The 12,441-nt window shown below is 52.1% G+C and carries 12 protein-coding genes; all 12 read left to right on the top strand.

Going from position 1 to position 12,441, the window contains the following annotated elements; genetic code table 11:
• Positions 1–40: 40 nt before the first annotated feature.
• The 12 genes from Hfont_RS09935 to Hfont_RS09990 all read left to right on the top strand — a co-directional run bounded on the left by Hfont_RS09935 (position 41) and on the right by Hfont_RS09990 (position 12,149).
• Positions 41–1,117 (top strand): protein-glutamate methylesterase/protein-glutamine glutaminase, encoded by a 1,077-nt coding sequence (locus tag Hfont_RS09935; protein ID WP_112992212.1) that lies wholly within the window; start codon positions 41–43, stop codon positions 1,115–1,117.
• A gap of 146 nt (positions 1,118–1,263) precedes the next feature.
• Complete coding sequence (gene cheY / locus Hfont_RS09940; protein ID WP_112992213.1) at positions 1,264–1,662, top strand: chemotaxis response regulator CheY; 399 nt, start codon at positions 1,264–1,266, stop codon at positions 1,660–1,662.
• A 40-nt stretch (positions 1,663–1,702) separates the two neighbouring features.
• Complete coding sequence (gene cheZ / locus Hfont_RS09945; RefSeq protein WP_112992449.1) at positions 1,703–2,329, top strand: protein phosphatase CheZ; 627 nt, start codon at positions 1,703–1,705, stop codon at positions 2,327–2,329.
• 63 nt (positions 2,330–2,392) lie between these two features.
• A complete protein-coding gene (locus Hfont_RS09950; protein ID WP_112992214.1) occupies positions 2,393–3,601 on the top strand; it encodes an EAL and HDOD domain-containing protein in 1,209 nt (402 codons plus the stop codon).
• A 154-nt stretch (positions 3,602–3,755) separates the two neighbouring features.
• Complete coding sequence (gene flhB, locus Hfont_RS09955; RefSeq protein WP_112992215.1) at positions 3,756–4,928, top strand: flagellar biosynthesis protein FlhB; 1,173 nt, start codon at positions 3,756–3,758, stop codon at positions 4,926–4,928.
• The gene (gene flhA, locus Hfont_RS09960; RefSeq protein WP_112992216.1) at positions 4,925–7,009 is read left to right on the top strand and encodes a flagellar biosynthesis protein FlhA; all 2,085 of its coding nucleotides are present in this window, start codon (positions 4,925–4,927) and stop codon (positions 7,007–7,009) included. The genes flhB and flhA overlap by 4 nt, the downstream gene beginning before the upstream one ends.
• Positions 7,006–8,280 (top strand): flagellar biosynthesis GTPase FlhF, encoded by a 1,275-nt coding sequence (flhF, locus tag Hfont_RS09965; protein ID WP_112992217.1) that lies wholly within the window; start codon positions 7,006–7,008, stop codon positions 8,278–8,280. Before flhA ends, flhF begins: the two co-directional genes overlap by 4 nt.
• The gene (locus Hfont_RS09970; protein ID WP_112992218.1) at positions 8,273–9,088 is read left to right on the top strand and encodes a MinD/ParA family ATP-binding protein; all 816 of its coding nucleotides are present in this window, start codon (positions 8,273–8,275) and stop codon (positions 9,086–9,088) included. Before flhF ends, Hfont_RS09970 begins: the two co-directional genes overlap by 8 nt.
• 3 nt (positions 9,089–9,091) lie before the next feature.
• Complete coding sequence (locus Hfont_RS09975; protein ID WP_112992219.1) at positions 9,092–9,823, top strand: RNA polymerase sigma factor FliA; 732 nt, start codon at positions 9,092–9,094, stop codon at positions 9,821–9,823.
• Positions 9,805–10,545, top strand: coding sequence for a flagellar motor protein (locus tag Hfont_RS09980; protein ID WP_112992220.1), 741 nt, complete (start codon positions 9,805–9,807; stop codon positions 10,543–10,545). Before Hfont_RS09975 ends, Hfont_RS09980 begins: the two co-directional genes overlap by 19 nt.
• A 29-nt stretch (positions 10,546–10,574) precedes the next feature.
• Positions 10,575–11,354 (top strand): flagellar motor protein MotD, encoded by a 780-nt coding sequence (gene motD, locus Hfont_RS09985; protein WP_112992221.1) that lies wholly within the window; start codon positions 10,575–10,577, stop codon positions 11,352–11,354.
• 333 nt (positions 11,355–11,687) lie between these two features.
• Positions 11,688–12,149 (top strand): hypothetical protein, encoded by a 462-nt coding sequence (locus tag Hfont_RS09990; RefSeq protein WP_146779185.1) that lies wholly within the window; start codon positions 11,688–11,690, stop codon positions 12,147–12,149.
• Positions 12,150–12,441: the final 292 nt, after the last annotated feature.

Genomic DNA, 12,441 nt, shown 5'->3' on the forward strand with positions numbered 1-12,441 from the left:
TGCATATACCTCAATAAAAATAGTTTTGATTAGGCACGGTATGAAAATAAAAGTATTGATTGTGGACGACTCGGCGTTGATCCGCAGCGTGATGAAAGAGATCATCAATAGTCAGCCCGATATGGAAGTGGTAGGCGTGGCGCCGGACCCGATTGTGGCACGCGATTTGATCAAGCAGACCAATCCCGACGTGTTGACGCTGGACGTCGAGATGCCGCGCATGGATGGTCTCGATTTCCTTGAAAAATTGATGCGCTTGCGCCCCATGCCTGTTGTGATGGTGTCGTCATTAACGGAGCGTGGTTCGGAAATTACCCTGCGCGCGCTGGAGCTTGGTGCTGTCGATTTCGTGACCAAGCCCAAGATGTCGATTCAGAGCGGCATGCTGGAATACACAGAAATGATCGCGGATAAAATCCGCGCTGCGTCCAAGGCACGCATCAAGCCGCGCCAGATTACTCCAGCAGACTCAAACAAGGCTGGCGAGGGTGTGTTGCCGTTAATTCGCAATCCGCTGACCAGTAGTGAAAAATTGATCATCATAGGTGCATCTACCGGTGGCACAGAGGCGATCAAGGATTTCCTGATGCAAATGCCGTCTGATTGTCCGGGCATTTTGATCACTCAGCATATGCCACCTGGCTTTACCAAGTCGTTCGCACAGCGCCTCGATAACTTGTGCAAAATTGATGTGAAAGAATCAGAAGGTGGCGAACGTGTTTTGCCGGGGCACGCCTACCTTGCGCCTGGACATTCGCATTTGCAACTGGTGCGTAGCGGCGCCAATTACATGACACAAATCGATCAGGGGCCACCGGTGAATCGTCATCGTCCATCGGTTGATGTACTGTTTCACTCGGCTGCAGTGCATGCCGGTAAAAATGCTGTAGGCGTAATTCTTACCGGCATGGGTAAGGATGGCGCATTAGGCATGCTGGAAATGAAAAATGCAGGTGCTTATAATTTTGCGCAGGACGAAGCCTCCTGTGTCGTGTTCGGTATGCCGCGCGAGGCGATCGCCGTTGGTGCGACGCATGAAGTCGGGTCCTTGAATTCATTGCCGGGCATGGTTTTAGGCTATCTTGCAACACATGGTAGCCGCGCCTTGCGTGTATAAACCAAGGTATGCTGTTGCTGTGGTGGAAATCTTCCAACTCTGCAGCATCATCAGTGCATAATAGTAGTGTTCGAAAGATGGCAATTTAAAGCGAGTCCGATCACTTTTAAGATCGATAATGATTCAAAGAATTAATGGAGTAATTCATGGCAGGTCCAAACACCAAATTTTTAGTCGTCGATGATTTTTCAACAATGCGTCGTATCGTCCGCAATCTTTTGAAAGAGTTGGGCTATACCAATGTTGATGAAGCTGAAGACGGTGCAATGGCACTGGCCAAGCTGAGAAGCGAACACTTCGATTTCGTCGTATCCGACTGGAATATGCCGAACATGGATGGTTTGACGATGTTGCAAAACATTCGTGCCGATCCAGCGCTGTCCAAGTTGCCGGTTCTCATGGTGACAGCCGAAGCGAAGAAAGAAAACATTATTGCAGCGGCACAAGCCGGCGCTAATGGCTATGTAGTGAAGCCATTTACTGCCGCGACTCTGGACGAAAAACTCGCGAAGATTTTCGAAAAACTGGCTGCTGCCGGAGCTTGAGTTGAGCACGACCTTACGTGCAGAATTGACGCCTTCAGAAATGGCTGGCGCGGGCGGAGATATCTCGCATGACGAGGTATTGTCGCGCGTCGGTCACATGACACGTTCCTTGCACGACAGCTTGCGCGGTCTGGGCTTCGATCAATTGATCGCGAGTGCATCGCACGATATTCCTGATGCACGTGATCGCCTGGATTACGTAGCGCGCATGACGGAGCAGGCAGCACAACGCGTGTTGAATGCGACCGAAGCAGCCGGCCCCTTGCAGGATCGTATTCAATCCGACGCTGCCAGCATGGCGAGCGAATGGCAGCAGACCTTGCAGGGTGCTTTTTCAGAAGAAAAATACCGTGCAATGGCGGCACGTACCGTTTCCTATCTGGACCAGACCCAAGGAGCAACGGCGGAAACCAAGCAGCATCTGATGAATATCATGATGGCGCAGGATTTTCAGGATTTGACAGGGCAGGTCATCAAAAAAGTAACCGAGTTGGCGCACGGTCTGGAGCAGCAACTGCTGCAATTGCTGGTTGACTATGCACCGCCGGAAATCAAGCGCGAAGTGGATACTGGTTTGCTGAACGGGCCACAAATCAATCCGACTGGTAATGATGTTGTTGGCAGTCAGGCGCAGGTAGACGATTTACTCGATAGTCTGGGCTTTTAATACACAGGGTCGGCAGTTTTTGCGGCTCTTTTTGTTTTGGTTTTTTCCTTTCTCATCACCTCCATGTCTGCAAATAAATTCATTGTTCGAGAACCGCTCCTGAGTGCGGCACAGCAAATCGTTGGATATGAACTTCGTTGGGATGGCAACGAGCATGGCGACGGCATGGCCAGCGATGAAGATTTGCTGGAACTGGCCACATTTGCAGCGGAACAGCTGCGCAATGACGATGCTGGTTGGCTACTGAGCGATAGCGTGTTGTTCCTGGAAGCGACACCAGCGCTGATTACTTCTGCTGTGGTGCAAACACTGCCGGCAAAACACGTAGTCTTTCGTTTGACCGCAGCCGATCTGGCCGATGCCGATACGCAAAAAACAGTGATTGAATTGCGGCAGCAGGGTTATGGAATTTCGCTGTGTAATGCTGAGGTGGTTGCGCCAAATAGTCCACTATTAGCTATCGTCAGCCATGTCGAAGGAACGCTGGGCGGAGACGGTGCGTTTGCAAGTACCTCCCATGTTGACGGGAAACCGTTGCCAATCAAGGTTGCTCGTCATATTGCAGGCTGGCAGGAATACGAAACCTGCTTGGCAGCTGGATTGCAAACGTTTATTGGTAATCTCTATCTGACACCGCGTCCGAGTGTAGAGAAGCAGGGCTTGAATCCAGCACAAACCATCATTGTCCAGTTAATGGAGATGGTGCGCAAAAATGCCGATGTGCGTGAACTGGAAAATGTCCTCAAGCGTGACGCTACCTTGTCATACAAATTATTCCGTTATATCAACAGCGTTGGCTTTGGTCTGGGAGCAGAAATCCAATCCTTGCGCCATGCCGTCACGATGCTGGGTTACTCACCTTTGTATCGCTGGTTATCCTTGTTGCTGACTACCGCCAGTACGAATAGCCATTCTGCTGTGCTGATGCAAACTGCGATTGTGCGTGGTCGTTTTGCCGAACTGGCAGGAAATGGCATTCTGCCCAAGCAGGAAGCCGAAAACCTGTTTGTGGTTGGTATGTTTTCGCTGCTGGATCGCTTGCTTGGCATTCCGATGGAAGAGGTCCTCGAAAAAATCCAGTTGTCCGAATTAGTCTCGCAAGCTTTGCTGACGCGTGAAGGCATGTACGGCCCATTCCTGGCATTAGCCGAAGCTTGCGAACCGGATAATGGCGATATTGGTGCACTTGCAGACTCCTTGTTTCTCAACGCGCGGCAGGTCAATGAAGCCCATCTGGCGGCATTGGCATGGGCGCAAGCCATCAAAATCTAAGTTGTTTCCACATATACCCGCTCGGCAACACTTAAAAAGCGGGTATTTCCCACCCTATTCCCTCGATCACCCAGAAGCTTTCTAGCCAATAATCGACTCATTGGTCCGTATGGCGTCGTCTTGAACGCCTGCCGGACTATCTCAGGAGTCGGCTTTGGCTGAAGAAAGTGATCTCGAAAAGACAGAACCCGCGTCACCGCGCAAGCTGGAGCAGGCGCGGGAGCAGGGTGACGTCCCGCGTTCGCGCGAGCTGGCGACTTGCACCTTGTTGCTGGGCGCGAGTGCTGCTTTCTGGTTCACCGGCGGCCATATGATCACTGAGATGAACGGTGTGCTCGCATCCGGTCTGAGCTTTGATCGCGAGATGGCTTTTGATATGGAATTGTTGCTGGCGCATGCCGCTGCCAGCATTATCAGATTACTCATAGCATTTGCGCCGGCAGCCTTGATCCTGATGGTGGTGGCCCTGGCGTCGCCGATGCTGATTGGTGGCTGGTTGTTTAGCGCAGAGGCTCTGCAACCGAATTTTGGTCGCATGAACCCGATCAAGGGCATCGGCAATATGTTTTCTACCCGCTCGGCAGTTGAGTTGGGCAAGGCTATCGGCAAGACCGTTTTGGTCGGCTGGATTGCCTGGATGGTCATCAAATTCGAAATCGATGCAGTGCTGGCCTTGAGCGTCGAACCGCTGAAATCCGGCATGGAGCATTTGGGTCATTTGTTGCTGGTCAGCTTCATCTTCATCGTCAGTGGCTTGATCATCATCGCGGCAGTGGATGCGCCATATCAAATGTGGGCACATGCGAAGAAACTGATGATGTCGCGCCAGGATGTGCGTCAAGAATCCAAGGAATCTGACGGTAACCCTGAAATCAAAGCCAAGATTCGCCAGCAACAACGTGAAATGGCGCGTCGCCGCATGATGACTGAAGTCCCAACCGCAGACGTGGTCGTGACTAATCCGACGCACTATGCGGTGGCACTCAAATATTCTGAAAAAGGTAACCGTGCACCGATAGTCGTCGCCAAGGGTGCTGATGAAGTCGCAGCAAGAATCCGTGAGCTCGCGATGGAAAACAATGTCGTGTTGATGGAAGCGCCACCTTTGGCACGTGCCCTGTTCCGCCACGCAGAACTCGGTGACGAGATTCCGGAAGCTCTGTATATCGCAGTAGCTGAAGTGCTGGCCTATGTATTCCAGTTGCGCGCTTACAGCAAAAACGGTGGTTCACGTCCACAAAAACCGGGTGACATCGATGTGCCGCCAGAACTTGATCCTCTTAACCCCGCTGCAGAAGATGCAGATACCAATGGCCTGCCACAATGAATAGTCTGAAAATGCCAGCCTGGATGACTGGCCCTGGTTCAAAAGCCATCGCTGCACCGTTGATCATCATCATGATGTTGTCGATGATGATTTTGCCGCTGCCGGCGATCGTGCTGGATATCTTCTTCAGCTTCAATATCGCGCTGTCCATCATCGTATTGCTGACCGCTTTGTACACGGTCAAGCCGCTGGACTTCATGGTGTTCCCGACCGTGCTGCTGGTCAGCACGATGTTGCGTTTGTCCTTGAACGTGGCTTCGACTCGCGTGGTGTTGACCGAAGGTCATAACGGCCCGGACGCTGCCGGTAAAGTGATTGAAGCCTTCGGTCACTTCTTGATCGGCGGTAATTACACCGTCGGTATCGTCGTATTTATCATTCTGACCATCATTAACTTCACCGTCGTGACCAAAGGTGCAGGCCGTATCGCTGAAGTGGGCGCTCGTTTCGCATTGGATGCGATGCCTGGTAAACAAATGGCGATCGACGCCGATCTGAATGCAGGCTTGATCGGTGAGCAAGATGCACGTTTGCGTCGCACGCAAGTCGCGCAAGAGGCAGAGTTTTATGGTGCGATGGACGGTGCCAGCAAGTATGTACGGGGTGATGCAATCGCCGGCATTATCGTTACTGTCATCAATATTGTCGGCGGCTTGATGGTCGGCATGATCCAGCACGATATGGCATTTTCTGCTGCGCTGGAAAACTACACTTTGCTCGCTATCGGTGATGGCCTGGTGGCACAGATTCCTTCTCTGATTATTTCGACAGCTGCAGGTATCGTTGTGTCGCGCGTTGCAAGTGAACAGGATATCGGCGGCCAACTGGTCGGCCAATTGTTCGCCAAGCCGCAAGTGCTGTACATCACCGCAGCAATCATTGGCGGCATGGGTTTGATCCCAGGAATGCCGCACTTTTCCTTTCTGTTGCTGGCTGCTGGCATGGCTGGTGCGGCGTACCTGGTTTCGCAACGCGCGCTGAAAGCGCCAGAAGTCGAACCAGAAGTCACTGCACCGCCACCAGCACCTGAAGTCGAAGAAGCCACCTGGCAAGACATCGTGCAAGTCGATACCTTGGGCCTGGAAGTCGGCTACCGCCTGATCCCATTGGTTGATAAATCACAAAGCGGTGAGCTGTTGCGCCGTATCAAAGGCATACGCAAAAAATTTGCGCAGGAAGTCGGCTTCCTGTCGCCGCCAGTCCATATTCGCGACAACCTTGAGCTGAAACCTTCGGCCTATCGCATTACGCTAAAAGGTGTGGAAGTCGGTAGCGGTGAAGCGCTCGCAGGTCAGTTCCTCGCGATCAATCCCGGCATGGTGAGCGGTACCTTGCCGGGGCAGACTACCAGCGATCCAGCCTTTGGTTTGCCAGCGACGTGGATCGATGCCGGTCTGCGCGAACAAGCGCAAGGCATGGGTTATACCGTAGTTGATGCCGGTACAGTGGTCGCTACGCATTTGAATCATTTGATCACCACGCATGCAGCCGAATTGCTGGGTCGTCAGGAAGTGCAGCAACTGCTGGATCACCTGACCAAGGAATCGCCAAAGCTGGTGGACGATCTTGTACCAAAACTGATTCCGCTGTCGACCTTGCAAAAAGTTTTGCAAAACCTGTTGATCGAAGGCGTGCACATCCGCGACATGCACACCATCATCGAAACCATGACCGAGCACGCCAGCTTTACACAAGACGTCAACGAATTGACCGCGCTGGTACGCGTCGGACTCGGTCGCGCCATCGTGCAACAGCTGTTCCCATCGACCAATGAATTGTCTGTGATGACCCTGGATAACCGACTTGAACGTCTGTTGACGCAAGCATTGAGTGCAAGCGGTCCCGAAGGCGCCGGCATCGAGCCAGGTTTGGCCGATACGATCGCCGCGCAGGCAGAAGCTGCCACGCGTCAACAGGAGCAATTAGGTTTAACGCCGGTACTGTTGGTGCCGGCACAGTTAAGGGCATTGCTGGCGCGCTTCCTGCGCCGTGCAATACCGCAGTTGAAAGTTCTTTCGCACGCAGAAGTGCCCGATTCAAAAACGATCAGAGTTACTAGCTTAGTTGGAGGCCAGGTATGAATGTCAGAAAATTTACAGCAAGCACGTCGCGCGGCGCATGGAGTCTGGTGCGCGAAGCACTCGGTCCGGATGCCGTCATTCTTTCCAATCGTGCGGTGGCGGATGGCGTCGAGATTCTCGCGCTGGCTGGTGAGGACATGGCATCGCTGGCCGAGCCTTTCGTTGAAAAGACGATTTCGGAAACCACATTGGCCTCTTTGTCACCGAATTACAAGCCAGCTCAGTCTGAGCCTTTGGCAATTTCTGCACCGGTCCCTGCAGTTGCATTGCCGCAGTCGGCGCTGGGCGAAATCAATGCTGCAGAGTTGCACGATGTGATGAAGGAAATCCGCTCCATGCGCGGCATGCTGGAAATGCAATTGGCCGAACTGGCTTGGACCGATCAGCACAAACGCGAGCCGGCAAAATCTAGCGTCTTGCGTGAGATGCTGGCAGCCGGATTCAGTGCCAGCCTGTCGCGTTATCTGATTGAAAGAATGCCAGCCGGTGCCAGCAAGGACAGCGGCATGGAATGGATCAAGACCATCCTCACACGCAATCTGGCGACCATCGACAATGAAAACGAAATCCTTGAAAAAGGTGGCGTCTATGCATTAGTCGGTCCTACCGGCGTCGGCAAAACCACGACGACTGCAAAACTCGCAGCGCGTTGCGTGATGCGTCATGGTCCAGGCAAGCTCGCACTGATCACTACCGACGGCTATCGTATCGGCGGCTACGAACAATTGCGCATTTACGGCAAAATCCTCGGCGTCATGGTGCACTCGGTCAAAGACGAAGCCGACCTGCGTATCGCACTCGATGAGCTTAAAGGCAAACACACCGTATTGATCGATACCGTCGGCGTCAGCCAACGCGACCAAATGGTGGCAGAACAGATCGCGATGCTGACTGGTGCGGGCAGCCAGGTCAAACGCCTGCTGTGTTTGAACGCGACTTCAACCGGCGAAACACTCAACGAAGTAGTGCGTTCCTACATGGGTAATGGTCTTGCAGGTTGCATATTGACCAAATTAGATGAGGCTGCAACGATAGGCAGTGCACTAGATGTAGTCATTAGACAGAAATTGAACTTATACTACGTGGCTAATGGGCAACGCGTGCCGGAAGACCTGCACGTCGCGAACCAGCAGTACTTGGTTGACCGTGCATTCAAGCTCAAGCGCGAAACGGCACCATTCCAGTTCAACGATGCGGAAATACCTTTGGTAATGGCAAATACAGCAAGAGCAATGAACGACAAAAGTTTGCGTGAGGTGATTCTTGGCTAGTTTCGAATGTGATCAGGCAGAAGGTCTACGGCGCATGCTCGCCGGGCCCAAGCCGCGCATCTTTACATTTTTATCTGCGACTTCGGTTGCGGATAAAAGTGCGATGCTGGTCAATTTGAGCGCTTCACTTGCTTCAAGCGGCAGCGATGTCGTGCTGCTGGATGCGTGTATGTCTAAGGATGGCATTACACGTCGCATGGGCGTTGAAGTGCAAGCGACCTTGCTGGATGTAGCACGCCAGCAGCGCGCCTTGAATCAAGTTGTACAGGCAATGCCGCAAGGCTTTGGCATTGCGTCACTAACCAGTGGCTCGGTACATGCAGCCTCACGTGACGTTGATCAATTGCGTCGTCTGTCCAATGCATTTGGCGTACTGGCTGCACAATCGGACGTCTTGGTGGTGGATGCCGAGTTGGACGAGAGTGATAACTTCACTATTCCCGGTATGGCAAGTGGTGATATCGTTATTCAGGTCGCGCCAGGTGCGGCTTCGATCAAGGAAGCCTACTCGCTGATCAAGCGTCTCAACACACAGTTAGGCCGCCGACCTTTCGGCATTCTTGTCACTGGTGCCGATGAACGTGAGGCCGAAGTCGTTTATCAAAACATGGCGCATGTCGCCAGCCGTTATCTGGCGGTACAATTGCATTCCATAGGCTCAATTCCATCTGACGAGAACACGACACGCGCCGCGCGTTTGGGACGCGCCGTGATTGACGCGTTTCCCATGGCTGGCGCATCGGTGGCGTTTCGTCGCCTGGCAGAACGTTTTACACTGTCCGCCCATGGCGTCAAGTTTGGGGCTTGATAGATGTACACCGCAGAAGGAAAATCGGATAGGGATCACCTGGTAAGCGAGCATGCACCGCTGGTCAAGAAACTCGCGCATCAGATGAAAGCCAAGTTGCCGCCCAGCGTGGAAGTCGACGATCTGATTCAGGCGGGCATGATAGGTTTGCTGGACGCGGTCAGCCGCTACGAAGAAACACACGGTGCACAGTTCGAAACCTATGCCGTGCAGCGCATACGCGGCGCGATGCTGGATGAATTGCGCAGCAGCGACTGGATGCCGCGCAGCATGCGTCAGAACATGCGCAAGATCGAGGTGGCGATGAACACCTTGCAGCAAAAGCTGGGTCGCGCACCGAATGAAAGCGAAGTTGCCAAGCAGCTCAAGCTGTCACTGGCCGACTACCAGGATTTGCTCAGCGATGGCGGCGGCCATCAACTGGTGTATTACGAAGATTTTCACGATAGCGAAGACAACGAGCATTTCCTCGATCGCTATTGCACGGACGAATCGCCGGATCCTTTGCAGAATTTGATGAACACCGGTTTCCGCTCAGCGGTGATTGCGGCCATCGAAGCCTTGCCCGAGCGCGAAAAAATCCTGATGAGCTTGTACTACGAACAGGAAATGAATCTGAAAGAAATCGGTGCCGTCATGGGCGTGACCGAATCGCGGGTATCTCAACTACATAGCCAGGCCATTGCCAGGATGCGTGCAAACTTGAGGGAGAAGGCGTGGACTGGGGTAGCTTAATTGGCATCGTACTTGCGCTTGGCGGCATACTTGCCGGGCAAATGCTGGAGGGCGGCAAACTAGGCTCCCTGATACAGCCAGCAGCCTTTGTTATCGTCCTTGTCGGCACGATAGGTGCTGTGCTGCTGCAAAGCGGCTGGCAAAATTTTGTGAACGGTCTGAAAATGGCCGGCCGCGTTTTTATGCCGAAACACGACGATTACCCCGCCTTGATGCTCGACATTACCAACTGGAGCACGATTGCGCGACGCGAAGGCCTGCTCAGCCTGGAGCGTGTCATCAAGGACGTCAACGATCCCTTCATCGCGCACGGCTTGCGTCTGATTGTCGATGGCGTTGATCCGCATAAATTGCGTGAAGTACTGGACATGGAAATCGGCGCATACGAAACGCAGCAACGTCTGGCGATCAAAATATGGGAAGCCGCAGGCGGTTATGCGCCGACCATCGGTATTCTTGGTGCCGTGCTTGGTTTGATTCATGTGATGGAAAACCTGTCAGATCCATCCCGTCTTGGCAGCGGTATTGCCGTGGCTTTCGTGGCGACGATTTACGGCGTCGGTTTTGCCAATCTCGTGTTCCTGCCTATTTCCAGCAAGCTCAAGGCCATAGTCGCCCGCGATGTCTTCAAGCATGAAATGCTGGCCGATGCATTTGCCGGCATTGCAGCGGGTGATAACCCTCGCTTGATCGAAGAACGCATGAATATCTACCTGATGTAACTTGCTTTCATCCTCGGCAGACACCGCACATGGCCCGTAGAAAACACGAAGAAGAACACGAAAACCATGAACGTTGGCTGGTGTCTTATGCCGACTTCATTACCTTGCTGTTCGCCTTTTTCGTCGTTATGTATGCGATCTCTTCGGTCAACGAAGGCAAGTACCGCATTCTGTCCAATTCTCTGGGTGTCGCATTTGGCGGGGTGACCAGCAAAGCACCGGTACTAAAAGATCCGGTCGAGTCCAGTCGACCGGTTCTGCCGCGACCACTCCCGGCACAATCACAACGCGCCAATGATGCTGCCACCAAACGCGAAAAAGCACGCATGACGAATATCGCACGGGATATTCTCAAGGCAATGGCACCGCTGATCAGTCAAGGCAAAGTGCGCGTCACACAAACCAATCGCGGCGTCAGTGTCGAAATCAATGCCAGCGTGTTGTTTGCACCGGGTGAAGCCAAACTCAATGCGCAATCCGAAAAAGCCTTGCGTGCAGTGGCCGAGGTATTGAACAAGGTCGATAACGATATTCAGGTTGAGGGCCACACCGATAATGTTCCGATCAATAACGCAATGTTTCCATCCAATTGGGAATTGTCAGCAGTGCGTGCCAGCAGCGTGGTGCGCCTGTTTCTGGAAAGCGGCATGAATGAAAAACGCCTGGTGGCAATGGGTCACGGTGCCAACCAACCAGTCGATAGCAACGATACGGCGGAAGGGCGTTTGCGCAATCGACGCGTACAGTTGATGATCCTTTCCGGTTTGCCGGATGTGGTCACCGAGGTTCCGGTGACAGCAGAAGACTGATCGCTTGCTTGGCGAATCACGTTCAAAATAACTGTTTCAAGTATGAAAATTCATGAGTTTCATAGATAAAGCGCGATCAGATCGCAGAATCGCAGCACTCTCCGCACGCGTTCAACAACAACTCAAAATCAAGTTTAAAAATCCAGTGAAGGTGGATGGCAGTCCATTCTGAACGGCGATACGGCTGTCATTGAATACGCAAGCAGTCGTCATCCGAGCGCAGCACTTGAGCGTGAACTTTTGCAACTTGAACTTCAGTTGTCCAGCTATCGTCGCATCAAACTTGGCATTTCTTCAGTCATCGAAAATGACGTTATGCCGAATTTCATTAACGTGCTTGATGCAGAATTACTACGTCAAAAGTTAACTCCGCAATTTCTTCAGCTGGGCTTTCAGGGTGAGCATTTTTATAGAGATTCGGACAAGAATACGCAGGCTTATCTGAATCATGTATTGACCGGGCCGCCAGAGAAATTTGCTGATGTCGTTCCCTTGTTTGTCATGTTGATGAGCGTGGGCGAGGTTTTGACGGTGGATGCATATCAAGAGTTTTACGATAAATTTCTGCTCTTGAATAAAGGGACGTATGCCAAGCAGTTGTTGGCGATTGAACAGTTGATCAATGACTGGGGAAAGTCAACGTCGCTGGATCAAACAGATACTGTCAAGAAGATCATGCTGACGATAGAAGCAAAAGCTAACTTCAGCTGGTTCGGATTTACAGATGAAAATGGATTCCCAGAGCAGGGTTTCTTCGTGGATGAGGTGTTTTCGGTTAGGTTGTTGCCAACTTGATTGTTGAAGGTCATATGACTAAATGGTCTGTCATAGATATTTGCAATCCTCACTAGCTTAAGTGCTCTTCTATTGTCATGCCAAGCCAGGGTAACTAATCAGTATCAAAGCACTACCTCGATACAGAATCAATATTCTCCGCGGCTGAAATTTTCGTGTAATTCACCATTTTTAAAAGTGTTTTGCAAGAGCACTTATTTAACTTTTTCCACATAAAAAGTTGACACTTCCGAGTGTTAATTACAACAAGCCTTACGTAAAACTTACGTTATTTTCAAATCCCCCATAAACA

It is taken from the genome of Herminiimonas fonticola, assembly GCF_003293745.1.
Lineage (GTDB): Bacteria > Pseudomonadota > Gammaproteobacteria > Burkholderiales > Burkholderiaceae_D > Oxalicibacterium > Oxalicibacterium fonticola.